Raw genomic sequence first — 25643 nt, forward strand, 5'->3', positions numbered from 1 at the left:
GCGCCCAACGAAAACCGGCGCGATGCATGCGGGTGCCAATTAACCTGGATCAATCCCTCGGCCGTCGATCGGCGTCCAGGTGCAGCGTCAGGTCGGCCCAGGCGTGCCCGTGGCGCAGCATGTGCCGGGTCAGCCGCTCATAATATTGGACGAAGCGCCGGACATCGGCATCGGACATCGGCCCGTGCGCGGCATGTTCCTGCTCGATCCGCCAATCGGCCACAACTTCGAAGCCGGGCGCCGCGAGGAAGACGAGCTGGTCGATCCGCGCCCAGAGCGCCTGATAGGCACCGGCCAGCTGCGCGTTCACCCAGCGCCGCCAGCGGCCGCCCGCATCGTGCGCGCGTTCCAGGTCGTTGACCGGCGCGACGAGCTCCGCCGCCGCCTGTGGTCGGGCGCCCAGGCACCAGCCCTCCAGGATCAGCATGTCGGCCGGTCCGGCCACGCGCTCGGGGCCGCCGGGCTCGTCGCGCGCCTTGTCGAAGCGGGGGAGCAGGGCGGGGCCGTGCGCCAGCGCCTCGATCGCCGCCAGCCCGGCGGCGACGTCGTGCGTGCCCGGCACGCCGCGCGTGCGCAGCAGGGGATGCACGGTCTCGGCGAGCCGTTGCCGGGCGGCGCCGTCGAGATAGAGGTCGTCGAGCGACAGCACCGGGCAGCCGAAACGGGCTGCCAGGGCACGCGCGATCGTCGACTTGCCGCTGCCCTGCGCGCCGGCGATGCCGAGCACGAAGGGCCGCCGCCGGCCCGGGCGGAGCCGCGCGGCGATGATCCCGGCCGCGGCGGGGAGAGGCTGTGCCATGTCCATTGCCCCGCTTCTTAGCTTGCGTACTGCCAGCGCTGTCAAATATGGCTGTCACAGGCCGGGGCTGCCTCCCGGCGGGGAAAGTGATGTCCAGCCGTCCCACGATCAAGGAAGTGTCGAAGATCGCCGGCGTGTCGTTCAAGACCGTCAGCCGGGTGCTCAACAACGAGAAGCATGTCAGCGAAGAGACGCGCCGCCGGGTCGAGGAAGTCGTCGCGCGGCTCAACTTCCGCCCGAGCCATGCCGCCCGCACGCTTGCCGGGCGCAAGTCGTTCCAGGTGGGCCTGCTCTACGACAATCCCAGCCCCTATTACATCTATCACGTGCAGACCGGCGCGCAGCAGCGCTGCACCGAGCTGGGCTATCGCCTGCTGCTGCAGCCGATCGACAGCCAGTCGCCGGATCTCGTCTCGAACGTGCTCGCGCTGATCGACGAGACGCATCTCGACGGCCTGATCCTCTCGCCGCCGGTGACCGAGGCCATGGCGCTGCTCGACGAGCTCGACCGGCGCGGGCTGCCCTATGTCCGGATCGCGCCGGGCGCGCGCAAGGATGCCGGCATGTCGGCATCGATGGACGATATCGCCGCCGCGCGCGAGCTGGTCGGGCATCTGATCGGGCTCGGGCATCGCCGCATCGCGATGATCCGCGGCCTCGGCAGCCACGCCTCCTCGGCGGATCGTCTCGCCGGCTACAAGGCCGAGCTCGCGGCGCACGGTATCGCCTTCGATCCCGCGCTCGTCGTCGCGGCGGAGAACGACTTCGCCTCGGGCGCGGCGGCCGCGCGCGAGCTGCTGGCGCGCAAGGAGCGGCCCAGCGCGATCTTCGCCGGCAATGACGACATGGCTGCCGGCGCGCTCGCCGTCGCGCACGAGAACGACATCGACGTGCCGGGCGCGCTCTCGATCGTGGGGTTCGACGATTCGGATCTGGCGCGGGCGGTGTGGCCGCCGCTCACCACCATCCGCCAGCCGGTGCACGAACTCGCTGCCGCCGCGGCCGAGCTGATCCTGGGCGGCAATGCGCCCCAGCCGCGCGTCACGCTCGAGCATCAGCTGGTGGTGCGGGCGAGCACGGGGCCGGCCGCGCGGTAACCAAGGCGTGTCCCGCCGCCGGACAGTGGTTAACCATAGGTAGTGCTGGCGGCAAAGGTTAAGAAGTCGTTAACTGCTGGCCATGCAACGCCAGCTCGTCATCGAGGGCTACGCGCCCCGCCGCCACCCGTTCCGCCGCCATGTCCGCCGCGCCGTGGCGCAGCAGCGCAAGCTGCGGGACGACAGCGACGTGAAGCTCTTCGCATTGAGCTTCACTGCCTTCTTCGTCTGCTTCTTCACGTTCATCGCCTGACGGCGGCGGCCCGCTCCGGGTTCAGCGCCCGCCGAGCCGCATCAGGGGAGTATGTCCGGCACGTGCGGCGCGTCCTCGGCCTTGTAGAGCCGGTTCGCGCACCAGGCCGAGGCCAGGCAGAGCACCACCACGACCAGGATGCATTCGGCCACGCCGATCCCGGGAATGTTGCTCACGCCGAAGATGCCGACCGATCCGAACACCATGAAGCCCGAATTGACGATGTTGTTCGCCGCCACGGTGCGCGCGGTCTGCGATTTCTCGACGGTGGTGGTCAGGAAGGCATAAAGCGGCACCACGAACATGCCGCCGGTGATCGCGATCGCGATCAGCAAGCCCAGCACCGCCCAGCCCAGCGGCATCATCACGAACGCCGCGGTCTTGATCAGCGGCCCGTCGTGCACCGGCCAGAAGCGCGCGACGAAATAGAAGGCAATCACGAACACCATCATCGTCAGCACCGAGCGCACGGCATATTTCGCCGAGACGTGCCCCTTGAGCAGCCGGTTGATGATCACCGATCCGATCGCGATGCCCACCGAGAAGATGCCCAGGAACACGCTCGCCACGTCCTTCTGGGCGTGGAACACGTTCTTGACCAGCGGCGGGAAGAGCACGCCGAGCACCGCCGCGATCGTCCAGAACACGCTGATCGAGATGATCGCGAGATAGAGCCGGCGGATGTGCATGGTGGCCGAGATCAGTCGCCATGAGGCGCGGAAGATGTTGAAATCGATCTTGAGCGTGGTGAGCGGCGGGGCGGAGGGGATCCGCAGCGAGGCGAGCCAGCCGGTGATCGCGACGCCGATCACTGCGAAGGCGGCGGCCTTTGCGCTGATCACGCCGCCGGCGATGGTGCCGCACAGGATCGCGATATAGGTGCCGGCTTCGACCATGCCGGTGCCGCCCAGCACTTCGTCTTCCTCCAGATGCTGCGGCAGGATCGCATATTTGATCGGGCCGAAAAATGCCGAGTGCACGCCCATGCCGACCAGGGCGACGAGCATCAGCTCCAGATTCTTGAGGAAGATGCCGGAAGCACCCACCAGCATGATCAAGACCTCGGCGGCCTTGATGATCCGCATGATCTTCGCCTTGTCGTACGTGTCGGCGAGCTGGCCGGCGAGCGCGGAGAAGAGGAAGAAGGGCAGGATGAAGATGCCGGTCGCGATCGCGCTGAACCGGGTCTCGTCCTCCACCGAATTGAAGATCTGGTAGGTCGCGAAGAAGATCATCGCGTTCTTGAAGAGGTTGTCGTTGAACGCCCCGAGGAACTGGGTGACGAACAGCGGCAGGAACCGGCGCTCCCGCATCAACCCGAGCGCCGCACCATGCATAGAACTACCTTCACCTCTGCGCGCGGGCTTTCCCGCTGATTGAGGCGTGGGCATAGCCGAGCGGCGTGCATGGCGGCAATCGGTTAATGGTCATGGCCTCCCTTCTTCCCTCCCCTCCCTTCCAGGGAGGGGAACTATGATCTCACCCCCCGCACGACTCCCGCACGATCAGGTCCGTCGGCAGCCGTTCGGCGCTGGGATCGGGGGAGGGGTCGAGGATGCGCGAGACCAGCTGGCGGCCGGCCTCGAACGTGTCCTGCCGGATCGTGCTGAGCGCGGGCGTGGAGAGCCGCGCGAGCAGCATGTCGTCATAGCCGACCACCGATACCTGGTTCGGCACCGATACGCCCGCCCGCCGCAGCGCGCGGATCGCGCCGAGCGCGATCAGGTCGGACGAAGCGACGATCCCGTCGAAATGGACGTGGCGCCGCAGCAGCCGGCTCACCGCCGCATCGGCGGATTCGAGCTCGAAGTCGACCGGCACCACCAGCTTGGGATCCATTTCCAGCCCGGCTTCCCGGAGCGCTTCGTTGTAGCCGCGCTTGCGCTGCATCGATTCGGGGTCGGTGCCGCCCAGGAACAGTATGGCCTTGCGCCCCAGCCGGGCGAGATGGGCGGTCGCGCGGCGCCCGCCGAGCTGGTTGTCCGAGCCGATCGAACAATAGAGCTGCCCGGCCATCTGCGCGCCCCATACCACGAAATTGGCATTGGATTCGGTCAGCTGGTTGAACGCGTCGTGCAGCATGGACTGGCCGAGGAAGATCACCCCGCTCGCCCGGCTGGTGGTGGTGGTGGCGACGAGGTCCTCATAGTTCGCGGGGGTGGTGTGGCTCACCGTGAAGTCGCAGTCGCGCGCGCGCGCCGCCTCGCCGATGCTGGCGAGCAGCTCGAGGAAGAAGGGGTGCGAGAGCGGCAGCGGCCGGCCGCGCATGAAGGGCGTGACGATCACGATCGTCCCCTCGGCTCCCACCGGCGCCGCCGGCATATAGGGGCGGAAGGGATAGTCATGGTCGCGCGCGAGCGCCCAGATCTTCTGCTTCGTCCGCGCGCTGATCAGCGGATGATCGTTGAGCGCCCGCGAGACGGTCGAGATCGATACGCCGGCCAGCTGCGCGAGATCCTGCAGCGTCGTATTGTTGTTGCTACTGCTGCCCATTGTGCCCAAGCTTGAGGAAAGCCGAATACGGCCAGTTTAGAACGGTGAGGGGGGAGCATTGCAAGCTGGCGACGCGAGCGACGCGCCGCGTGTAGCGCGGCTCGGCTTGCTGCAGATCTGGAACATGTGCTTCGGCCTGCTCGGCATCCAGATCGTCTGGGGCCTGCAGAACGTCAATACCAGCCGCATCTTCCAGACCCTGGGCGCCGAGCTCGACGACCTGGCCATCCTGTGGATCGCCGGTCCCGCCACGGGGCTGCTGGTCCAGCCGATCATCGGCCATCTGAGCGATCGCACCCGCGGCCGGCTCGGCCGGCGCCGGCCCTATATCCTGGCCGGTGCGCTGTGTACCGCGCTCGCCCTGTTCCTGATGCCCAATGCCGCCAGCCTCTGGGCCGCCAGCCTGATGCTCTGGGTGCTCACCGCCTCGATCAACATCGCGATGGAGCCGTTCCGGGCGCTGGTGGCGGACCGGGTGCCCGAGAGCCAGCGCACCGCCGGCTTCGCGATGCAGGTGTTCTTCATCGGCACGGGCGCGGTATTCGCCTCGGCCCTGCCCTGGATGCTCGTCCATTGGGCGGGGCTGAGCGGCCAGCCCGAGCCGGGCATGCTTCCGCAATCGGTGCGCATGGCCTTCTATATCGGGGGCTTCGCCCTGCTGGCGGCGGTGGGCTGGACGATCGTCACCACCCCCGAATGCCCTGCGCCGGCGCGGCTGCCCGAAGCGGCGATGCCGCCGCACGTCCTGTCGCCCGAACGCGCCGCCTCGCTGGTCCGTCACGGCATGGCCTGGATGCTCGCGGGCATCGGCATCGCGGGCGCGGCCGCGCTCGCCGGCTGGAAGCGCGAAATCTATGTCGTCGCGGGCATCTGCTTCCTGTTCGGGCTGCTCCAGGCGGTGGTGGTCCGCCTGCGCCGGCTCGGTCGCAGCTCGATCGGCATGCTCGAGATCGTGGAGGACATCCGCTCGATGCCGCTGCTGCTCAAGCGCCTCGCCATCGTGCAGTTCTTCACCTGGTACGGCCTGTTCGCGATGTGGATCTATACCGTTCCCGCGCTGGCGCTGCGCCACTATGGCACCGCCGATCCCGCTTCGCCGGGCTACAACGCCGCCGCCGATTGGGTGGGCGTGCTCTTTGCCGGCTATAACGGTGTCGCGGCGCTGGGCGCGCTGCTGTTGCCGGGCATCGGCGAGCGGCTCGGCCGTCGCGCCACGCATGCGCTTTGCCTGGCGTTCGGCGCCGCGGGGCTGCTCGGCTTCCTGCTCGTCGCGGATCCGGTGGCGCTCTGGCTGCCGGCCATCGGGGTGGGGCTGGCCTGGGCGGCGATCCTGTCCATGCCCTATGCCATGCTCGCCGGCAGCGTGCCGCCGGGCAAGGCGGGCGTGTACATGGGCATCCACAACATGTTCCTGGTGATCCCCCAGCTCGTCGCCTCGACGATGCTCGGCCCCCTGGTCGGCCGCGTCTTCCACGGCCAGGCCGAATATGCGCTGGTCCTCGCCGCCGCCGCGCTGCTGATCGCGGCCGGCTTCGCCCTCACGCTTCCGCCCGGCGCCGATACCGGCACCCGGTGACGTCGCCGGCGGCGCGGCGTGCGAAGTTGCGCTGCTTTGCATTGCATCGCCAGTTTGTGCAAAACTTGCATTGATTGCAAGGCGAAATTGCATTCCTCGACTCATTGACGCTCGCGTGATTCCAGTCTGTTTTGGCGCTAAATCGGCATAATATTGTTATATTATAATGCGATAGTGCCATTTGAATTATCGAAAATTTCCCTCTTGCGATCGTGCTCAATTTACGCAAAGTTACGCAAAGAGCTTCCCGGCAGGGCCGGCGGCGTTTTCGCGCCACCGGATCGGGCGGCTCGCGGTGGATGGCGGTGCCGCAGAGCGTCGCCGGCACGTAAGGAGGGTGTCTTGGGGGAAGCGCGGCATGGCCGGCTTGCGATCGCGCGCGGCGGCGCAGGGCGCTGCCGCGCGCGCATTTCCACGCACCGACAAGGGAATTGACGCGAGGCCGCGGGGCGGGGGCCCTGGGGCGTCGTGCGTGCAACAGCTCCGCAAAGGAGCGACGGAGGGAGGAAAGATGAAGCAGACCACCATCTTGCGGGGCGGTGCCTCGCTTGCCGCCATGGCCCTGATGGGTCTTGCCGGCATCGCCCAGGCGCAGACCGCCCAGGCGCCGGCCAGGGCGCCCGAAGCGGCCCAGGAAGACGACGGCTCGCCCGCGATCGTCGTCGTCGGCGTCCGCAAGGCGCTCGAGACCGCGCAGACGATCAAGCGCGATTCGGACACGGTGGTCGATTCGATCACCGCGACCGACATCGGCGCCTTCCCGGACACCTCGGTGTCGGGTGCGCTCCAGCGCGTGCCGGGCATCACCACCTCGCGCCTGCAATCGACCGACGATTCGACGCACCCCTCGGGCGAGCCCACGGGCGTGCTCATCCGCGGCCTCACCTTCGTCCGCACCGAATTCAACGGGCGCGACAGCTTTTCGGCCGACAGCTATCGCGGCCTCAATTTCAACGACGTCTCGCCCGAGCTGATGGCGGGAGTCGACGCCTATAAGAACCAGACGGCGGAGATGATCGAGGGCGGCCTGGCCGGCACGGTCAACCTGCGCACGCGCCTGCCGTTCGACCAGAAGGGCCTCGTCGTCGCCGGCAATGCCAAGGCGACCTATGGCACCCGCTCCAAGGAGTGGACCGGCGAGTTCTCGGGGCTGATCTCAAACACCTGGGATACCGCGATCGGCCGCTTCGGCCTGCTCGCCGATTTCGCCCGCAGCCATGTCATCACGCGCACGGAAAGCGTGATCATGGACAAGATCGACACCTTCTGCACGACGGGCTCGACCAACGCTTCGGGCGGCGGGATCGTCAATTCGGACGGCTCGGTCGCCTGCGCCTCGAACCCGTTCGGCGGCTCGGGCTGGGCCTATATTCCGGACGGCATCCGCTATTCGCAGGTCGATTATGACCGCGTCCGCCGCGGCATCTCGGCGGCGGCGCAATATGAGAACAATGCCGGCAATTTCCGGATGACCGCGCAGTACAACGACAGCGAATATCACAATGCCTGGCTCGAGCGGGCCAGCCATGTGATCTTCCAGGGCGACGCGTACGGCAAGTCGGCCTTCTATCCGCGGACCAGCTCGTTCCTCGGCGCTGCGCCGGGCACCTCGCCCTTCGTCTTCGGGGCGGACGGCATGCTCCGTTCGGGCACGCTCACCCAGGGGCATGGCAGCTGGCGCGGGAGCTGGGACAGCACCCAGGAAGCGATCAACACCGGCTCGGCGGTGCCGGGCCTGCCCTTCGTCAACAATTGCGCCGCACCGTCGGTCTGCACCACGCTTCAGGACGGCCTCTATTTCCAGAACGAGGCGCGCAACTTCGATCACCGCGAGCGGACCCAGGATCTCTCGGGCAATATCAGCTGGGATCCGACCGAGAAGCTGCACGTCAATCTCGACGTGCAGCACATCTGGGCGAACACGACCAATGACGACATCCTCGTCGCGGTCGGCTCGATGGCCAACATGCAGTACAGCACGAACAGCGACGGCACCCCCCAGGTGAAGCTGCTGCCCGGCTCGAACGTCAATTACGCCACCGGCGGCCTCTCCAACCCGCACAATTACTGGATGCCGTTCATCCAGGCGCACATGGAGCATAATGACGCCAAGGAAACCGCGTTTCGCGGCGATGTCGCCTATGATTTCGACGAGGGCGGCTGGCTCGACTCGCTGAAGGTCGGCGTGCGCTATGCCGATCGCAGCCAGACGGTCCGCTACTCCACCTTCAACTGGAGCCCGGTCGCGGCTTCGTGGAACTGCAACGGCCCGGGTTTCAACATCGACAATACCACGGGCGGGGCCTATCCGAGCTGCAACGCGGGCCACCCGGCCTTCAAGGGCTATGGCGCGGGCATGTGGGAGTCGGTGACTCTCGGCGACGGCTTCTACAATGGCAGCGTCTACGACAATCCGGCGCTGGTCTATATGAACCGCGCCACGCTGATGGACCGCGCCCGGCTGGTGCAGGGCGTCAGCGGCGCGACCACCAATTCGCCGATGAGCTGGCAGCCGATCTGCGACCGCGTCGATGCCACGATCGAGGGCTGCTACCTCCCGTCCGAGGTGATGCACGTCAAGGAGAAGACCAAGGCCGCCTATGCGATGCTCCGCTTCGGCGGGGACGGCATGAACATCGGCGGGCTGAACGTGCGCGGCAATATCGGCCTGCGCTTCGTGCGCACCGAGATCGCCTCGGACGGCAGCGTCGGCTATCCGCTGACCACCACCTTCAACAACTATGTCCCCTGCGGCGGCCCGCTGCCGACGGGCTGGGTGGTCAACCCGATGTGCTTCGTCACGCCCGCGGTGTCGGCCTTCGCCAGCGGCGGCGGCAGCCCCAACAGCTATACGGCGAGCTATGACAACTGGTTGCCGAGCTTCAACCTTCGCCTCGGCCTCGACGACAAGACGTTCGTGCGCTTCGGCTATTCGCGGGGCATGTCGCGCCCGGACTTCGGCCTGTTGCGCAACTTCGTCTCGATCCTGGGGCCGGATCTCAACGGCCGGCCGGACTCGCCTTATCTGGTGAAGAACGGGGCGGGCACGGTGACCGGCTATAATTTCGTGTTCCGCGCGGAATCGGGCTTCCCGGCGCTGAAGCCGATCACGGCCGACCAGTTCGACCTCACCTTCGAGCATTATTTCGGCCGCAGCAGCTCGTTCACGATCGACGGCTTCTACAAGAAGCTGAACGGCACGATCGCCTATGGCGAGTTCCTGCGCAGCTTCACCAACAACGGCTCCACCCAGACGGTGCTGATGCGCGGGCCGCGCAACGGGGCCGGCGGCGGCGAGCTGAAGGGCGTCGAAGTCGCGTTCCAGACCTTCTTCGACTTCCTGCCCGGCGTGCTGAGCGGCTTCGGCACGCAGCTCAACTACACCTTTGTCGACCAGTCGGGCATCAGCAACTCGAACCTGGTGACTCAGGGCGCGCTCGATGCGGGCGGCACCGGCGGCTTCGGCGCGGGCCTCGACGTCTCCGGCGGGCGCGGCGTGGTGATCGACTCGCACCAGCTGGCGGGCATCTCCAAGCACACGTTCAATGCCGTGGCACTGTACGAGAAGGGCCCGGTGGCGATGCGTCTCGCCTATAACTGGCGCTCGCGCTTCCTTACCAACAATCTCGACTGCTGCATCGGCCTGCCGGTGTTCCAGAAGGCGGCGGGCTTCCTCGACGGGTCGCTGCGCGTCTCGCTGGCCAAATGGGTCGAATTGTCGATCGAGGGATCGAACCTGCTCGGCACCACCACGGTGTTCCAGCAGCAGATCTTCGGGGACTCGAGCGCCACGCCCAACGCCAAGCCGGTGTTCCGTGACGCGAACTGGAGCCGCGTCGACCGGCGCTTCCAGTTCGGTGCCCGGTTCAAATTCTAACTCCCCTCGGCGCCGCCGGTACCCTTCATTCCCGGCGGCGCCAGTTTTTCCATTTCACGAGCGGGTGTCATGCAGCCCAGGTCGAACCCATCCCCGGCGCCGCTGCGCGTCGTCATCGTCGGCGGCGGGACCGCCGGCTGGATGTGCGCGGCCGGCCTCGCGCGCCTGCTGCCGCAGACCGATTATGCGCTTACGCTGATCGAATCCGACGAGATCGGCACGGTCGGCGTGGGCGAAGCCACGCTGCCGCACATCCGCGAGTTCAACACCATGCTCGGGCTCGACGAGGCCGAGTTCATGCGCGCCACCCAGGGCAGCTTCAAGCTCGGCATCGAGTTCGTCGGCTGGGACAGGCCCGGCGGCCGTTATGTCCACCCGTTCGGCAGCTTCGGCGAGCGCTGGGGCGGGATCGACTTCCAGCATCATTGGCTGCGCGCCCGGGCCGCCGGCCATGATGTCGGCGACTGGTTCGACCACAGCTTCGCCGTGGCGATGTGCCGCGAAGGCGTGTTCGACCTGCCCAACGAGGATCCGCGCTCGATCCGCTCGACCTTCTCCTATGCCTATCATTTCGATGCCGGCCTCTATGCCGAATATCTGCGCGGCTGGGCGACCCGGCGCGGCGTGCGGCGGATCGAGGGCAGGATCGTCGATGTCGCCCGTAACGCCGAAAGCGGCCTGGTGGAGAGCGTCGCGCTCCAGTCGGGCGCGCGGATCGAAGGCGACCTGTTCATCGACTGCTCGGGCTTCCGCTCGCTGCTGCTCGGCCAGGCCATGGGCGTCGCCTGGCACGACTGGAGCGCATGGCTGCCCTGCGACCGCGCCATGGCGGTGCCCTGTGCCAGCGTGGCGGGCATCACGCCCTTCACCCGCTCCACCGCCCAGACCGGCGGCTGGACCTGGCGCATCCCGCTCCAGCACCGGATCGGCAACGGCTATGTCTTCTCGAGCAGCTTCTGTTCGGAGGAGCAAGCGCGCGAGACGGTGCTGGGCGCGATCGACGGCGCTCCGCTCGCCGATCCCCGGCTGCTCCGCTTCCAGGCCGGGCGCCGGGCGCGGGGCTGGGAGGGGAATGTCGTGGCGATCGGATTGTCCTCGGGCTTTCTCGAGCCGCTGGAATCGACCAGCATCTTCCTGATCCAGGCTGCGGTCACCGATCTCGCCAACCTGATGCCCGCGCCCGGCGGCGGCCCGCCCGACCCGCGCCTGGCGGCCGAGTTCAACCGGCTGTTCGCGATCCATTACGACCGCACCCGCGATTTCCTGGTGCTCCACTACACGGCGAATGCGCGCCACGGCGAACCGCTCTGGGACCATGTGCGCAACATGGCGCTGCCCGACAGCCTGGCGCACAAGATCGCGCTGTTCCGCTCGAGCGGCCGTGCGCCGGACTATAAGCTCGGCCTGTTCTCGCGCGACAGCTGGCTGGCGGTGCTGATGGGGCAGGGGATATTGCCCCAGGCGCATGACCGGCTTGCCGACCGCGCGCCGCTCGACGAAGTGGTCGAGCGCCTGGCGGACCTCAGGGAGCGCATCGCCACCAATGCGGCAGCGTTGCCCGCGCATGCCGAGTTCATCGCCGGCTATTGCTCCGCCGCGCGCGGCACCGCGGACGACCGGGCGGTGGTGGCATGAGCCGGCCCTTCACCGTGATCGTCGCCGGCCGCGACGCACCGCTCTGGCTCGCCGCCGCTGCACTGTCGCGCGGGCTCGGCGCTTCGGGCGTGCAGGTGGAGGCAGTGGAGCTGCCCAGCGCGCTCGCGTCGGTGGATGCCCATGCGACCTTCCCGGCGCTGGAGGCGCTGCACAATCAGCTCCGCATCGACGAGGCCATGCTGCTCGGGGCCACGGGCGGCAGCCTGACTCTTGGGCGGAACTTCACCGATCTCGCCGGCGCCCGGCCCGCCTTCCTCCATGCCTATGGTTCGGCCGGCACCCAGATCGGCGGGCGCGACTTCTTCGCCCATTGGGTGAAGGCGCGGGCCCATGGGCTGGGCGTGCCGCTGGACGACTTCTCGCTCACCGCCGCCGCCGCGCGGCAGGGCCGGCTGATGCTGCCCGACGAAGAGAGCGAGATCTATGGCCGCTGCGACTATGGCTATCACCTGCCGGCCATTCCCTATGCCGCGATGCTGCGCGACGTGGCGGCCCGGCACGGAGTGCGCATCCATCCGGCCGCCTCGGTCACGGTCGTGCCGGGGGAGGGGGCAGTTGCGGCACTCGATCTGGGCGAGGGCCGCCGGCTGCGCGCGGATCTGTTCGTCGATGCCGGCGGCGCGTTGCCGCTGGGCGACAATTTCCTGAGCTGGCGGGACTATTTCCCCGTCGACCGCCTGCTCGCCGCGGCGGCGCCGCCGTTCGCGAACCTCCCGGTCTATGCCGAGTGCCGCGCCGGTCCCACCGGATGGACGGCGTTGCACCCCGGCCGGCCGGCGACCTTCGTGACTCACGGCTGGTCCAGTGCGCATGGCGACGATGCGGAGGCGCTCACGGCCGCTGGCGCGGCGTCGGGCCTGCCGCTCGCGGGCGCCGTGGTACGCGCGGTCGTGCCCGGGCGTCCGATCCAGCCCTGGCGCGGCAATCTCGTCACGCTCGGTGCCAGTTTCGATCCGGTGCACGGCGTCGAGCTGCTCGGCTTCCAGATCGGGCTGGTGCAGCTGCTCGCCAGTTTTCCCGCCGGCTCCGACTTCGCCGCCGAGCGCGACGAATATAACCGCGCCGCCACTGCTGCGCTGGACCGCATCCGCGACTTCCAGTCCGCGCACTATGCGCTGGCCCGCTATGCCGGCCCCTTCTGGGATGCCGCCCGTGCCGGCCTCGTCTCATCCGATCTCGCCCATGCCGTCGCGCTGTTCCGCGCCCGCGCCGAACTCGCCCCGTTCGAGGAGGAGAATCTGCCGCCCGACAGCTGGCGCGCGCTCTTCCTCGGCCATGGCGTCGAGCCGGAGCGCTGGCCGCCCGCGATCGACCGGGTGCCGCCCGAGGAAGTGAAGGCGCAGTTCCGCCGCATGCTCGGCTTCGTGCGCGAGCAGGTGCTGCGCCAGCCGACCCAGGAGGCATATCTCGCCGGGCTTGCCCATGGCTGAGCCGCTCCGCCGTGCCGCCGCTGGCGAGCCGGGTCCGCTCGACGGACTGCCGCGCGTCTCGGCCCGGGCCGCACCGCCGGCCGCCGGCCTTGCCGAGCTGATCGAAGCAGGCGTGCCTGTCGTCCTCAAGGGCCTGTTCGGGCATTGGCCCGCACTCGCCGCGGGACAGGCGGGGCAGCTGCCCGCCTATCTCAAGGGCCTCGATCGCGGCGCGCCGGTGCCGGTGATGGAGGCGCCCGCGCGCACGCTGGGCAAGTTCGGCTATGGCACCGATCTGCGCGAGTTCAACTTCACGCGCCGCAGCGCCCGGCTGAGCGACGCGCTAGACCGGATCCTGCGCCTCGCCGGCGAAGGGAATGCGCCCCATGTCGCGGTCCAGATGCTGCCGCTGGCGGCGCAGATGCCCGATTTCGTCGCGCAGAACCCGATGCCGCTGCTCCCGGCGGACGTAGCCCCCCGCCTCTGGGTCGGCGGCCCGGTCCACACCCGCACGCACAATGATCGCGACCATAACCTCGCCTGCGTCCTTGCCGGGCGACGGCGCTTCCTGCTTTTCCCGCCGGACCAGGTGGCGAACCTCTATATCGGCCCGCTCGACAATCCTCCGCCGCTCTCGCTGGTCGATCCCGAGGCGCCCGATCTCGTCCGCTTCCCGCGCTTCGCCGATGCGCTGGCCACGGCCCGGGTCGCGTTGCTCGATCCCGGCGATGCGCTCTTCCTGCCGCGCTACTGGTGGCACCACGTCACCTCGCTGAGCCCGTTCAACGCGATGGTGAATTATTGGTGGGGCGACGATGCCCTGGGCGTGGAGCAGCCGCACGACGTCTTCCTCGCCGCGTTGCTCGCCTATCGCCGGCTGCCGCCCGCCGAGCGCGGCTATTGGCGGGCGATGTTCGAAACCCATGTCTTCGCCGGGGACGGTGCCGCGCACATTCCGCCCGGGCAGCGCGGGCCGCTGGGCGAGATGCGCGCGAGCGAACGCGCCGCGCTCCGCCAGCGCCTGCGCACTGCATTCCTCAAGTCATGATCTCCCCACAGGAAAGAAACCGGATGACCTCTCGCACCCTCGTCACGCTCCTTGCGCTCGCGCTGCCCGGCACTGCCTTTGCCGGAAGCCGCGAATGTGCCCAGTCGCCGGGCAAGGTGCTCGAAGTCTGCGTCTCGGTCGAAGGCGGCGCGGCGCTCTACGAAGTGAAGCGCGGCGACCAGCTCGTCATCGCTCCCTCGAACCTCGGCCTCAGCTTCGCCGGCGAGCCCCAGGCACGCTATACCGCGATCACCGATGCCCGCCGCGTCGCCTCGGATACCAGCTGGGAGCAGCCCTGGGGCGAGCAGCGCCTGATCCGCGACAACCATAGCGAGCTCGCCGTGACGATCGCGGGCGACACGGCGCTGAACAAGGCGATGCAGGTCACCTTCCGCATCTTCGACGACGGGATCGGCTTTCGCTATTCCTATGCTGGCATCCCCGACGGCCAGCAGGTGAGCGTGCTGGCGGATCGCACCCAGTTCAGGACGAAGGGCGCGTACCAGGCCTGGTGGTATCAGGGCCTGGGCCAGGAGCGCGACGAATATCTCTACACCCAGACCGACGCGCGGCGGATCACCCTGGCCGAGACGCCGCTGACGCTGAAGGGCGACAACGGGCTCTATCTCTCCTTCCATGAAGCCGCGCTGGTCGATTTCCCGAGCATGCTGCTCCGGGGCGACGGCGCCGGCACGCTCACGGCGTGGCTGATGCCCTGGCCCGATGGCGTGGGCGCGAAGAAGACCGGACCCTTCACCACGCCCTGGCGCACGCTGCTGATCGGCACCACGCCGGGGGCGCTGGCGGACAGCCGGATCGAGCTCAACCTCAACGAGCCGAGCAGGCTCCCGGACATCGGCAAGTGGTTCAAGCCCGGCAAATATGTCGGCGTCTGGTGGGAGATGCATCTCAACCGCACCACCTGGGGCAGCGGGCCCACCCACGGCGCCAACAACGACAATGTGAAGCGCTATATCGATTTCGCCGCGAAATACGGGTTCGACGGGGTGCTCGTCGAAGGCTGGAACCAGGGCTGGGACGGCGAATGGATCGACAATGGCGACAAGTTCAGCTTCACCAGATCCTATCCCGATTTCGACCTGCCGATGCTGTCGGCCTATGCGAAGTCGAAGGGCGTCCATCTGATCGGCCATCACGAGACCGCCGGCGCCGTGGTGAACTATGAGGACCAGCTCGACGCCGCGCTCGATCTCTACGCCAAGGTCGGCGTGCCGGCGGTGAAGACCGGCTATGTCCGCCATTCCGGCGACATCCTGGATCGCGAGGGCGGGAAGGAGTGGTTCGCCGGCCAGTTCATGGTCCGGCATCATCTGAAGGTGATCGAGGCCGCGGCGAAGCGCCATATCGTCATGGACACGCACGAGCCGGTCAAGGATACGGGCCTGCGCCGCACCTGGCCGAACTGGGTGAGCCGCGAAGGCGCCCGCGGCCAGGAGTTCAACGCCTGGGGCCGGCCGACCAACCCGCCCGAGCATCTGACGATCCTGCCCTTCACCCGCATGCTCGGCGGGCCGATGGACTTCACCCCGGGCATCTTCGACCTCGAGCATGGCAAGACGCTGCTGACCGAGCGCAACCAGTCGACGCTGGCCGCGCAGCTCGCCGAATATGTCGTGCTCTATTCGCCGATCCACATGGCGGCGGACCTGCCCGAGAATTACGAGAAGCATCGCGACGCCTTCCAGTTCATCCTCGACGTGCCGACCGACTGGGAGACGACGAAGACGCTGGCGTCGGAGATCGGCGACTATGTGGTGGTCGCCCGCCAGCCGCGCGGCGGCGGCGACTGGTATCTGGGCGCGATCACCGACGAGACGGCGCGCAAGCTGCCGGTGAAGCTCGATTTCCTGGCGCCGGGCCGGAAGTATGAAGCGCAGATCTACCGCGATGCCGCGGACGCCGATTATGTGAAGAAGCCGGTCGCCTATGCGATCGAGAAACGGGTGGTGGGCAGCGCCGACACGCTCGATCTCGACCTCGCGCCGGGGGGCGGGCAGGCGATCCGCTTCAAGCTGCTGAAATAGCGCCCATAACCGCCATTCAGGCGAAAGCCCGGACCTCATGCGGCTCCTGTTCCGAGCCTTCGCCCGAGATCCCGGCTTCCGCCGGGATGACGGCTTGGGGTGGAACGACGCGAGAGGCGGGGATGACGGAAGGGTAAATGGGGTGGTACAGCGTCCCCGATGCTCACGCTGCCCAATATCCTGACGCTCTCGCGCATCCTCGCGGTTCCGCTTCTGGCGGCGTTCCTCTGGTGGCCCGAATGGCGGCTTGGCTATGGCATCGCCTTCGCGCTCTATTGCCTGATGGGCATCACCGACTATTTCGACGGCTATCTCGCCCGGGCGCAGGGGACGGTCTCCAAGCTCGGCGTGTTCCTCGATCCGATCGCCGACAAGATCATGGTCGCCGCGGTGCTGCTGATCCTCGCCGGGCGCGGCGTGATCACCGATCTCCACCTGGTCCCCGCGCTGGTGATCCTGGTGCGCGAGATCGCCGTGTCGGGCCTGCGCGAGTTCCTGGGCGGCATCCAGGTCTCGCTTCCCGTCTCGCGCCTCGCCAAGTGGAAGACCACGCTCCAGCTCGTCGCGCTGGGCGGGCTCATCCTTGCCGGCGCGCTGCCCTTTGCCTGGCTGTGGGACACTGCGCTCGCCGCCTTCTGGCTCGCCGCCGCGCTCACGCTGATCACCGGCTGGGACTATCTGCGCGTCGGCCTGCGGCACATGGACAGCTGATGGACCTGCTCTACTTCGCCTGGGTCCGCGAGGCCGTGGGGGTAGGGCATGAAACCGTCGACCCGCCCGAGACGGTCCGCGACGTCGCGGATCTGGTCCGCTGGCTCGCCACCCGCAGCTCCGGTCACGCCGCCGCCTTGGCCGATCCCGCGCGGCTTCGTGCCGCGATCGACCAGCGCTTCGTTCCGCTCGACGCGCTGCTCGGCGATGCGAAGGAAGTCGCGCTCTTCCCCCCGGTCACCGGCGGATGATCCGCGTCTCGATCGATCCCGCGCCGATCGAGCTGGCGCTGGAGCTGGCGGCGCTGGAAGCGCGCGGCGCGGGCGGCGTGGCGAGCTTCACCGGCGTGGTCCGCGGCGATGGCGGCGTGACCGCGCTGGAGCTGGAACATTATCCCGGCATGACCGAGGACGCGCTCTGCACCCTGGCCGAGGCGGCGATGGAGCGCTGGAACCTGCTGGGCGTGACCATCCTCCACCGCGTCGGCCGGATGGAAGTGGGCGAGCGCATCGTCTTCATCGGCACCGCCGCCGCGCATCGCCGCGAGGCGCTGGAGGCCTGTGCCTATCTGATCGACCGGCTGAAGACCGACGCGCCCTTCTGGAAGCGCGAATGGCGGGGGGATGCGGCGCGCTGGGTGGAAGCGCGGGAAAGCGATGCGGCGGCGGCGGCGCGCTGGCAAGCTTGAGGTGTCAACGATATTCCACTATATCGTGACAAGGAGGCGCCAATGGCCACGACCCTCAATGTCCGCGTGAACGGTCCGCTTGAAGAATTCATCGCTGAGAATATCGGGCAGGATGGCCTGTACGAGAATGCCAGCGAATATGTCCGGCACCTGATTCGGCAGGACAAGGAGCGCGTGGAACAGGCACGGTTCGAAGAGCTCAAGGCTGAATTGCAACGGGCCTTTTCCGCACCGGATAGCGACGCCAGGCCCTTTGACCGTGACGCTTTCCTGGAACGTGCACGCAAGCGTTGGCAGGCTTGAGCGGGTATCGGCTCTTCCCGCAGGCCGAGTTGCGACTCGCAGAGATCGTCGATTACACGCGCTCGAACTGGGGCGATGCGCAGGCGATTGCCTATCTCGACGGTATGCTCGCGCATATCGAGACGATCGCCGAACGCGCGAGCCCATGGCGTACCATTCCGGCCGAGCTTGGCGTTGCGGGCTATTATTGCCGGTTTGAACGCCATCTGCTTTATTGGCGCGTCCTCGAGGATGGCGACATCGGCATTGTGACGATCCTCCACGAGCGGATGCAGCAGGTGAATCCTCTGCGCGAGGCTTTCGCCAGTCCGGACTAAGGCCGCGCCTCGGCCAGCACGTCCGCCAGCAGCCGGAAGTCGCGCTCGCGGGGCGAGGCCTTGCGCCATACCAGCGCGATCCGCCGCGATGCATTCTCCGCCTCGAGCGGCCGCGCCGCGACCTGGGTATGGTCGAGAATGCCCGAATCCACCGCCATCTCCGGCAGCATCGTCACGCCCAGCCCATTGTCGACCATCTGCACCATGGTGTGGAGCGAGGTGCCGAGCATCGTCGCCTCGGCGCGCAGTTCCGGGCGGTTGCAGGCGGCCAGCGCATGTTCCTTCAGGCAATGCCCGTCCTCGAGCATCAGCAGCCGCGTCTCGTCGATCTCGGCCGGGCGGATCGAGGCGCTGGGATCCATCTCGCCCTCCGGAAAGGCGACGAACAGCCGGTCGTCGAACAGCGAGGCCGTTTCCACATCGCCACAGGCATAGGGCAAGGCGAGCAGCACGCAATCCGTGCGACCGTGATGCAGCCCTTCACAGGCCTGGCCGCTGGTCTCCTCGCGCAGATAGAGCCGCAGGTCGGGATAGTCGCGGCGCAGCTTCGGAAGGATGCGCGGCAGCAGGAAAGGGGCGATGGTGGGGATCACGCTCATCCGCATCTCGCCCGAAAGCGGCCGCCCGGCGGCACGGGCAAGATCGCCCAGTTCGTCCGCTTCGCGCAGCACCCGCCGTGCCTTTTCCACGATGCGTTCGCCCAGGGGCGTGAAGCGCACCACGCGGCGGGTGCGCTCGACCAGCACCACGCCGATCAGCGTTTCCAGTTCGCGGATGCCGGCGGAGAGCGTCGACTGGGTGACGTAGCAGCTCTCCGCGGCGCGGCCGAAATGGCCATGATCCTTGAGCGCGACCAGATATTGGAGCTGCTTGAGCGTCGGGAGATAGGTGGTCTGCGCCATTGATCGCCTGTTTCGATTATTGGCGCGTAGATAAGCGCTCCGGGCGATTAATCCACCCCCAAGCGGGTAGGGTCATTTCAGCTTGTCACATAGGATGTAGCGCTGGTGCCCATAGCTGATCGGCTCCTCGGTCCAGTGCTTGCCGTTGCTACTGGTGTAGTGGACATTCGCGCGGCCGATATTCTTCGCCGCGTCGAAATAGTGCATCGCGTGCTCGGTGCCGAAATTGGTCTCGAAACGGCCGGGCACGAACCAGGGCTCCAGCTTAATCCGATATTCGAACAACACCCCGGCGCGGATCTCGCATTCGCCCTTCGACCAGATATCCAGCGGATAGACCTTGACGATCTCCGGCGTGCCGATCCGGAAGCCCCAGCCGAATTCCACCGGATAGGCGTAGCGATTCACCAGGCAGCTTGCCGACCATTGCGCGGCATAATCGGTGACGTCGTACCAGATGCGCTCCGGGTCGTCGGGGGCCCCGGTGGGCCTCTCGGCGAGCTTGACCAGGCCGGCCTGGAGGAAGGGCTCGAGTGCGGCGCGGTCCTGCACCGTCACATACATGTGCTCGCCCCAATATTTGTTGATCGCGCGGGGCGCCAGCACGCAAAGCGGCTCCTGTTCGAGGATCCTTGCGCCGGCGCTGCGCGTCTCGGCCTCCGGTGGCTGGCTGCCATGGACCCGGGCGGCGCTCCCGTTCGCCTTGTCTCGCGGTCGCTCCTGCGCCTGCGCACCAGGGCCAGGCAACAGGGCGGCGATCAGGCACCACCCGGCGAAACCGCCATTCCGCATCGGCCATCCCCCTCCCGATATCCCGTGCCAGGCTATCGGAAAGGGGGAAGGGAGGTAAAGGAGCGCCCCGCAGGACGCCCCGTTTCGGTTCAGGCCGCCTCGCTCAGCTCGTCCGGCAGGCGGATCATATAGTCGAACGCCGAGAGTGCCGCCGTCGAGCCCGCGCCCATCGCGATGACGATCTGCTTATAGGGCACGGTGGTGCAGTCGCCCGCCGCGAAGATGCCCGGCTGCGAGGTCTCGCCGCGCGCGTCGATCTCGATCTCGCCGCGGTTCGACAGGGCGATGCCGTCCTTCAGCCACTCGGTATTGGGCACCAGGCCGATCTGCACGAAGATGCCCTCGAGCTCGATCCGGTGCTCGGTGCCGTGGTTGCGATCCTTGTAGGTCAGGCTGGTCAGCTTCTCGCCGTCACCCGCCACCGCGGTGGTCAGCGCCGAGGTGATCACCTTCACGTTCGCCAGGCTGCCCAGCTTGCGCTGGAGCACCGCATCGGCACGCAGCTGGCTGTCATATTCGATCAGCGTCACATGCGCGACCAGCCCGGCCAGGTCGATCGCGGCCTCGACGCCCGAATTGCCGCCGCCGATCACCGCCACGCGCTTGCCCTTGAACAACGGGCCATCGCAGTGCGGGCAATAGGTCACGCCCTTGTTGCGATATTCCTCCTCGCCGGGCACCCCCATCGTCCGCCAGCGCGCGCCGGTGGAGAGGATCACGGTGCGCGCATGCAGGCTCGCGCCGCTTTCCAGCACCACTTCGTGCAGCCCGCCCTCATGGCGCGCCGGCACCAGCTTCGCGGCGCGCTGGTGGTTCATGATGTCGACGTCATAGTCCTTGACGTGCTGCTCCAGGTGCGCGGCCAGCTTCGGCCCCTCGGTGTGCGGCACCGAGATGAAGTTCTCGATCGACATGGTGTCGAGCACCTGGCCGCCGAAGCGCTCCGCGGCGATGCCGGTGCGGATGCCCTTGCGCGCCGCATAGATCGCCGCCGCCGCGCCGGCGGGGCCGCCGCCGACCACCAGCACCTCGAACGGCTCCTTCGCCGCGATCTTCGCCGCGGTGCGCTTTTCGGCGCCGCTGTCGATCCTGGCGACGATCTGCTCCAGCTCCATCCGGCCGCTGGCAAAGGGCTCGCCGTTCAGGAACACGCTGGGTACCGCCATCACCTTGCGCGCCTCCACTTCGGCGGGGAACAGTCCGCCGTCGATCGAGACGTGCGTGATGCGCGGATTGAGCACCGCCATCAGGTTCAGCGCCTGCACCACGTCCGGGCAGTTCTGGCAGGAGAGCGAGAAATAGGTCTCGAAGGCGAAGTCGCCGTCCAGGTTCCGCACCTGCTCGATCAGCTCCTGCGCCGCCTTGCTCGGATGGCCGCCGACCTGGAGCAGGGCGAGCACCAGCGACGTGAATTCATGCCCCATCGGGATGCCGGCAAAGGCGACGGCGATATCGGTGCCGGCGCGGCGGATCTGGAAGCTGGGCTTGCGCGCATCGCTGCCGGTGCGGGCCACGGAGACCTGATCGGAAAGCGCGGCGATCTCGTCCAGCAGTTCCGCCAGCTCGCGCGACTTGGCATCGTCGCCCAGCGAGGCGACCAGCTCGATCGGCGCGCGGATGTTCGCGAGATAGCCCTTGAGCTGCTGGGTCAGGTTTGCGTCGAGCATGGCGGAAACTCCACAGGATTCAGATACAAAACGGCCCGGGACGAGGGGATGGTATTCGTCCCGGGCCGCATGGTGGCGCCCGCAAGGGGGGCTGGACGGGCGCCTGGGGGATCAGATCTTGCCGACCAGGTCGAGCGACGGCGCCAGCGTCTCGGCGCCCTCTTCCCACTTGGCAGGGCAGACTTCGCCCGGATGCGCGGCGATGTACTGCGCGGCCTTGATCTTGCGGAGCAGCTCGGTCGCATTGCGGCCGACGCCCTCGCTGGTGATCTCGACCAGCTGGATCACGCCCTCCGGATCGACGACGAAGGTGCCGCGATCGGCCAGGCCCTGGCCCTCGCGAAGCACGTCGAAGTTGGTCGACAGGACGTGGTTCTGGTCGCCCAGCATATAATAGTTGATCTTGCCGATCGCGGGCGAGGTGTCGTGCCAGGCCTTGTGGCTGAAATGGGTGTCGGTCGACACCGAATACACCTCGACGCCCATCTTCTGGAGCTGCGGATAGATGTCCGCCAGGTCCTCCAGCTCGGTCGGGCACACGAAGGTGAAATCGGCCGGGTAGAAGAAGAACACCGCCCACTTGCCCTTCGTGTCCGCGTCGGTGACCTGGACGAACTTGCCTTCCTTATAGGCCTGCGCGGTGAACGGCTTGATGGTGCTGCCGATGAGAGCCATTGCTTGGTATTCCTCCGGAACGGGGGTTGTTGTTGCAACAGCGAGATAGGGCTGCTGCGGCGCAATGTGAAATTGGAAAGCCCGTTCGCGATGATCGGTTTAATCGATCAATATCGAATGATTGATTGATTGCATGATTTACCTGCAATGCCGTGCAGCTATGGCCGTCACACCCCGTTCTTCACAAGGGGCAGCAATGCCGCCTTCGGGGGAAGGCCTGCTGCGCTGCAAGACATGCAGGCCTAGTCCTTGCGCGGCTGGGCAGGGGGAAGCATCACCGGCGGCCCGCAGGGTTCGAGCTCGGCGGTCGCCATCGCGCGCGCCTTCAGGAACAGCGCCGTCGCCACCGCTTCGTCGGGCAGCCGCACCGTGCTGCTGCTGAGAAGCTTTCCGTCTCCCGAGAAGCGCTCGCCCCGAAACGCTTCGCCGCGGCGCGCGGCTTCCAGCGCTTCGGTCCGGTAGGCCAAGGCCCCAGACTGCGCCATCGTGATCGAGGCGCTGGCGACGGGTGATTCCGGCGCGCGCTGGAGCCTGACCCATCCGCCGGTTCCGGTGCCGGGCTGCGCGCCCTCCAGAGACCATAGGAGCCGCTCCGGCGGGCCTTCCAGCCCTTCCGTAACCTCGCCATAGCCGCGGATGGACAAGTGGCTGGGCGCGTTCAGCACGTCGCCCTCGGGCCGGTAGCTGGCGTCGAGCACGAAGCTGCGGTCGGCATTGGGAGACTGGAGCCATACCCAGGTCACGCGCACCGGCCCGGTGCCGTCCTGCCTGATCAGCACCATCATCTCCAGCACGCCCTGCTTCACCGTGGCGCCGCCGCATTTCTTCTCCGCCTGTGCGGCGGGCATGCTCGCCAGCGCGAGGGCCAGCCCAGTCGTCCAGAACATGCGAATCCCCCCCTCTTTGCCGCGCACGATCCGCGCAGCGGGCGCGCCTGGCAAGGTTATTCCATGCCGGAACGGCCGGATCGGGCCGGCTCGCCGATGCCCGAAATCAGATCGACCGGGCGATCATCGAGATCATGGTGATCAGGATCATGCAGCCCAGGATAAGGTCGAGCGGGCGGCGCGCGCCGAGCCAGTCGACGACGCTGGTCCAGCGCCGTTGCCACGGGCCCTCATAGGCGCCCAGGCGCCGGATGCGCGCACGGCGGCGCGCTTTGCTACGGTCCAACATGGCCGGGATATGGGCCCGCCCGGCATTAAGCTTCGAGAGGGAAAGCGCGCCCGCGCATAAGGATCGCGTAAAGTCCGGCGCCCGCCGTTCAACGCGTCAGCGCGACGTACACCGAATAGGCACTGGTGAGGGTCAGCAGCGCACCCACCAGCGTCATCAGCGCGCGGGTCGGCACTCGCTTGGCGAGCAGGCCGCCGAACGGCGCCGCGATCAGTCCGCCGATCAGGATGCCGACGGTATGCAGCGAGAACGCGGCCCAGCCCAGCGTGGCGATGAACGCGGCCGAGACGGTGGCGGTGAGGAAGAACTCCACCGTGTTCACCGTGCCGATCGTGGTGCGCGGGCTTGCCCCCTGGACGAGCAGGTTGCTGGTCACCACCGGCCCCCAGCCGCCGCCGCCGGCCGCGTCGAGGAAGCCGCCGGCAAGGCCCAGCGGCTCGATGATCTTCGGTTCGCGCGGCTCCACCTTGCCGCGCCATGCGCGGTAGAGCAGGTAGACGCCGATCGAGGCGAGATAGGTCATGACGAAGGGACGGGCGATCGACGCGTCGATGTTGCTCAGCACATAGGCGCCCAGCACGCCGCCGATCACGCCGGGGATCAGCAGCCGGCCGAACAGCTTCCAGTTCACGTTCTTGTGCCAGATATGGCTGGCGCCCGACGCGGCCGTGGTGAAAGTCTCGACGGTGTGCACCATCGCCGATGCCTGTGCGGGCGGAACGCCCATCACGCTCACCAGCAGCGTGGAGTTGATCACCCCGAACGCCATCCCCAGCGCGCCGTCCACCATCTGGGCGGCGAAGCCCACGGCAATGAACGGCAACAGGGCGGAAAGGTCGATTCCAAAGATCATTCGCACCTTGAAGTTTGGGCCTGAGGGGAATGGATGACGGCGGCGACGCGTTCCAACAAGATACATAGTGTTTAGCGCGGCAAAGCCTGGGATGGGCCGTTCTGGAAATCGGAAGGATCATGCACTAAATGGACGCGGCAAAGGGGAACCGGCCATGTTCCAGCGTCTTAAGGCGTATCTAGATTCCATTCGCGCCCGCGATCCCGCGCCGCGCAGCCATGCCGAGATCCTGCTCTATCCGGGCGTGTGGGCGCTCGCCTATCACCGGATCGCCCATGCGCTGTTCCGCAACCGCCTGTTCTTCCTCGCCCGTGTCGTGAACCACTGGTCGCGCTTCGTCACCGCGATCGACATTCATCCGGGCGCGAGGATCGGCCGCAACTTCTTCATCGACCATGGCTTCGTCGTGATCGGCGAGACCGCGGAGATCGGCGACGACGTCACCATCTACCAGTGCGTCACCCTGGGCGGCACCAGCCCGGACAATGGCGTGGGCGGCAAGCGCCACCCGACCATCCGGGACGGCGCGATCCTGGGCTCCGGCGCGCAGGTGCTGGGGCCGATCATCGTGGGCGAACGCGCCCGCATCGGCGCCAATGCCGTGGTCACCCGCGACGTACCCGAGGGCGCGGTGATGGTCGGCATCCCGGCCAAGTCCACGCTGGTCGAGGCGCAGAAGTGGCAGAAGGATTTCGTGCCCTATGGCACGCCCTGCAGCGAGCTGTTCGATCCGCAGACGCAGAAGCTCGAGATCATGCGCTGCGAGCTGGAGGCGATGCGCAAGCGGCTCGATGCCGTGCTGGCCGAGCGCCGCGAGCAAGGGGAGCAGCGCGACAGCGCCTAGATGGGTACCGTAACCCCGCTCCCTATCGGACGTCCCGGCCAGGTCGGCTTCGAGCGCCCGGAACTCACCCGCATCCTCGATCTCTATGGCCGCATGGTCGCCGCCGGGCATTGGCGCGACTATGCGATGAACTTCGACACCGATGCCGCGATCTTCGCCGCGTTCCGCCGCGCCGCCGAGCGCCCGGAATACCGGATCGAGAAGCGCCCGGCGCTGCGCAACCGCCAGGGCATGTGGGCGCTGGTCAACGAGAGCGGCATGATCCTCAAGCGCGGGCACGATCTGGGCCCGGTGCTGGCCCCGGTCGAGCGGCGGCTGATGAAGCTGGTCGAGGAGTGAGGGGCAGGACGCCGACCGTCAGCCTCCCCACCGGGCGCCACGAGGATTGTCACGCGCGCCCCGCTTGCGGGATGGCCGGGCCCTCCGCGTCGCGCTATGCCCGCAGGCCAACCGGAAGGGGAT

Annotated in this window: 25 protein-coding genes; 15 read left to right on the forward strand and 10 right to left on the reverse strand. The window is 67.6% G+C overall.

Annotated elements, in window-relative coordinates:
- Positions 1-49: 49 nt before the first annotated feature.
- Entirely contained in the window at positions 50-799 is a 750-nt protein-coding gene (locus CAP40_RS07420) for a kinase (protein ID WP_086128754.1), read from the reverse strand.
- A gap of 89 nt (positions 800-888) precedes the next feature.
- Here CAP40_RS07420 and CAP40_RS07425 point away from each other — a divergent pair, with 89 nt between their 5' ends.
- Together CAP40_RS07425 and CAP40_RS20385 are read left to right on the forward strand one after the other, a co-directional pair.
- Positions 889-1896, forward strand: a complete 1008-nt coding sequence (locus CAP40_RS07425; protein WP_086128755.1) for a LacI family DNA-binding transcriptional regulator — start codon at positions 889-891, stop codon at positions 1894-1896.
- An 82-nt stretch (positions 1897-1978) separates the two neighbouring features.
- Positions 1979-2149 carry a hypothetical protein gene (locus CAP40_RS20385; RefSeq protein WP_167298047.1) on the forward strand — a complete coding sequence of 57 codons (171 nt, stop codon included), beginning with the start codon at positions 1979-1981 and terminating at the stop codon, positions 2147-2149.
- Positions 2150-2190: 41 nt separating this feature from the next.
- On the opposite strand, the gene CAP40_RS07430 is transcribed toward CAP40_RS20385, so the two are convergent.
- Both CAP40_RS07430 and CAP40_RS07435 read right to left on the reverse strand, forming a co-directional pair.
- Complete coding sequence (locus tag CAP40_RS07430) at positions 2191-3486, reverse strand: MFS transporter (RefSeq protein ID WP_086128756.1); 1296 nt, start codon at positions 3484-3486, stop codon at positions 2191-2193.
- 142 nt (positions 3487-3628) lie between these two features.
- Entirely contained in the window at positions 3629-4642 is a 1014-nt protein-coding gene (locus CAP40_RS07435) for a LacI family DNA-binding transcriptional regulator (RefSeq protein ID WP_086128757.1), read from the reverse strand.
- Between the two features lie 58 nt (positions 4643-4700).
- Here CAP40_RS07435 and CAP40_RS07440 point away from each other — a divergent pair, with 58 nt between their 5' ends.
- The 11 genes from CAP40_RS07440 to CAP40_RS07490 all read left to right on the forward strand — a co-directional run bounded on the left by CAP40_RS07440 (position 4701) and on the right by CAP40_RS07490 (position 18272).
- Positions 4701-6218: an MFS transporter gene (locus CAP40_RS07440; protein WP_256924067.1), complete on the forward strand. Its 1518-nt coding sequence runs from the start codon at positions 4701-4703 to the stop codon at positions 6216-6218.
- A 511-nt stretch (positions 6219-6729) separates the two neighbouring features.
- Positions 6730-10095 carry a TonB-dependent receptor gene (locus CAP40_RS07445; protein ID WP_086128758.1) on the forward strand — a complete coding sequence of 1122 codons (3366 nt, stop codon included), beginning with the start codon at positions 6730-6732 and terminating at the stop codon, positions 10093-10095.
- Between the two features lie 69 nt (positions 10096-10164).
- Positions 10165-11730: a tryptophan halogenase family protein gene (locus CAP40_RS07450; protein ID WP_086128759.1), complete on the forward strand. Its 1566-nt coding sequence runs from the start codon at positions 10165-10167 to the stop codon at positions 11728-11730.
- On the forward strand, positions 11727-13181 hold the full coding sequence (locus CAP40_RS07455) for a tryptophan 7-halogenase (RefSeq protein ID WP_086129355.1): 1455 nt from the start codon (positions 11727-11729) through the stop codon (positions 13179-13181). The genes CAP40_RS07450 and CAP40_RS07455 overlap by 4 nt, the downstream gene beginning before the upstream one ends.
- The gene (locus CAP40_RS07460; protein WP_086128760.1) at positions 13174-14208 is read left to right on the forward strand and encodes a cupin-like domain-containing protein; all 1035 of its coding nucleotides are present in this window, start codon (positions 13174-13176) and stop codon (positions 14206-14208) included. The genes CAP40_RS07455 and CAP40_RS07460 overlap by 8 nt, the downstream gene beginning before the upstream one ends.
- A gap of 23 nt (positions 14209-14231) precedes the next feature.
- The gene (locus CAP40_RS07465) at positions 14232-16253 is read left to right on the forward strand and encodes a glycoside hydrolase family 97 protein (RefSeq protein ID WP_086128761.1); all 2022 of its coding nucleotides are present in this window, start codon (positions 14232-14234) and stop codon (positions 16251-16253) included.
- A gap of 159 nt (positions 16254-16412) precedes the next feature.
- A complete protein-coding gene (pgsA, locus tag CAP40_RS07470; protein WP_086128762.1) occupies positions 16413-16964 on the forward strand; it encodes a CDP-diacylglycerol--glycerol-3-phosphate 3-phosphatidyltransferase in 552 nt (183 codons plus the stop codon).
- Positions 16964-17215: a molybdopterin converting factor subunit 1 gene (gene moaD, locus CAP40_RS07475; RefSeq protein WP_086128763.1), complete on the forward strand. Its 252-nt coding sequence runs from the start codon at positions 16964-16966 to the stop codon at positions 17213-17215. The genes pgsA and moaD overlap by 1 nt, the downstream gene beginning before the upstream one ends.
- The gene (locus CAP40_RS07480) at positions 17212-17652 is read left to right on the forward strand and encodes a molybdenum cofactor biosynthesis protein MoaE (protein ID WP_086128764.1); all 441 of its coding nucleotides are present in this window, start codon (positions 17212-17214) and stop codon (positions 17650-17652) included. Before moaD ends, CAP40_RS07480 begins: the two co-directional genes overlap by 4 nt.
- Before the next feature lie 42 nt (positions 17653-17694).
- The gene (locus tag CAP40_RS07485; RefSeq protein WP_086128765.1) at positions 17695-17955 is read left to right on the forward strand and encodes a type II toxin-antitoxin system ParD family antitoxin; all 261 of its coding nucleotides are present in this window, start codon (positions 17695-17697) and stop codon (positions 17953-17955) included.
- The gene (locus CAP40_RS07490; protein ID WP_306298552.1) at positions 17943-18272 is read left to right on the forward strand and encodes a type II toxin-antitoxin system RelE/ParE family toxin; all 330 of its coding nucleotides are present in this window, start codon (positions 17943-17945) and stop codon (positions 18270-18272) included. Before CAP40_RS07485 ends, CAP40_RS07490 begins: the two co-directional genes overlap by 13 nt.
- On the opposite strand, the gene CAP40_RS07495 is transcribed toward CAP40_RS07490, so the two are convergent.
- The 7 genes from CAP40_RS07495 to CAP40_RS07525 all read right to left on the reverse strand — a co-directional run bounded on the left by CAP40_RS07495 (position 18269) and on the right by CAP40_RS07525 (position 24337).
- A complete protein-coding gene (locus CAP40_RS07495) occupies positions 18269-19174 on the reverse strand; it encodes a hydrogen peroxide-inducible genes activator (RefSeq protein WP_086128767.1) in 906 nt (301 codons plus the stop codon). The two genes, CAP40_RS07490 and CAP40_RS07495, sit on opposite strands and share 4 nt — an antisense overlap.
- Before the next feature lie 72 nt (positions 19175-19246).
- Positions 19247-19966: a hypothetical protein gene (locus CAP40_RS07500; RefSeq protein WP_086128768.1), complete on the reverse strand. Its 720-nt coding sequence runs from the start codon at positions 19964-19966 to the stop codon at positions 19247-19249.
- 89 nt (positions 19967-20055) lie between these two features.
- The gene (gene ahpF / locus CAP40_RS07505) at positions 20056-21633 is read right to left on the reverse strand and encodes an alkyl hydroperoxide reductase subunit F (protein ID WP_086128769.1); all 1578 of its coding nucleotides are present in this window, start codon (positions 21631-21633) and stop codon (positions 20056-20058) included.
- Between the two features lie 111 nt (positions 21634-21744).
- Entirely contained in the window at positions 21745-22308 is a 564-nt protein-coding gene (gene ahpC, locus CAP40_RS07510; RefSeq protein ID WP_086128770.1) for an alkyl hydroperoxide reductase subunit C, read from the reverse strand.
- 242 nt (positions 22309-22550) lie between these two features.
- Positions 22551-23195 carry a hypothetical protein gene (locus CAP40_RS07515; protein ID WP_086128771.1) on the reverse strand — a complete coding sequence of 215 codons (645 nt, stop codon included), beginning with the start codon at positions 23193-23195 and terminating at the stop codon, positions 22551-22553.
- 106 nt (positions 23196-23301) lie between these two features.
- Entirely contained in the window at positions 23302-23481 is a 180-nt protein-coding gene (locus CAP40_RS07520) for a hypothetical protein (RefSeq protein WP_179187969.1), read from the reverse strand.
- Positions 23482-23572: 91 nt separating this feature from the next.
- Positions 23573-24337: a sulfite exporter TauE/SafE family protein gene (locus tag CAP40_RS07525; RefSeq protein WP_086128773.1), complete on the reverse strand. Its 765-nt coding sequence runs from the start codon at positions 24335-24337 to the stop codon at positions 23573-23575.
- A gap of 154 nt (positions 24338-24491) precedes the next feature.
- On the opposite strand from CAP40_RS07525, the gene epsC reads away from it, so the two are divergent.
- Positions 24492-25181: a serine O-acetyltransferase EpsC gene (gene epsC / locus CAP40_RS07530; RefSeq protein WP_086128774.1), complete on the forward strand. Its 690-nt coding sequence runs from the start codon at positions 24492-24494 to the stop codon at positions 25179-25181.
- Positions 25182-25520, forward strand: coding sequence for a DUF2794 domain-containing protein (locus CAP40_RS07535; RefSeq protein ID WP_086128775.1), 339 nt, complete (start codon positions 25182-25184; stop codon positions 25518-25520).
- Positions 25521-25643: the final 123 nt, after the last annotated feature.

Source organism: Sphingomonas sp. IBVSS2 (genome assembly GCF_002127225.1).
Classification (GTDB): Bacteria; Pseudomonadota; Alphaproteobacteria; order Sphingomonadales; family Sphingomonadaceae; genus Sphingomonas.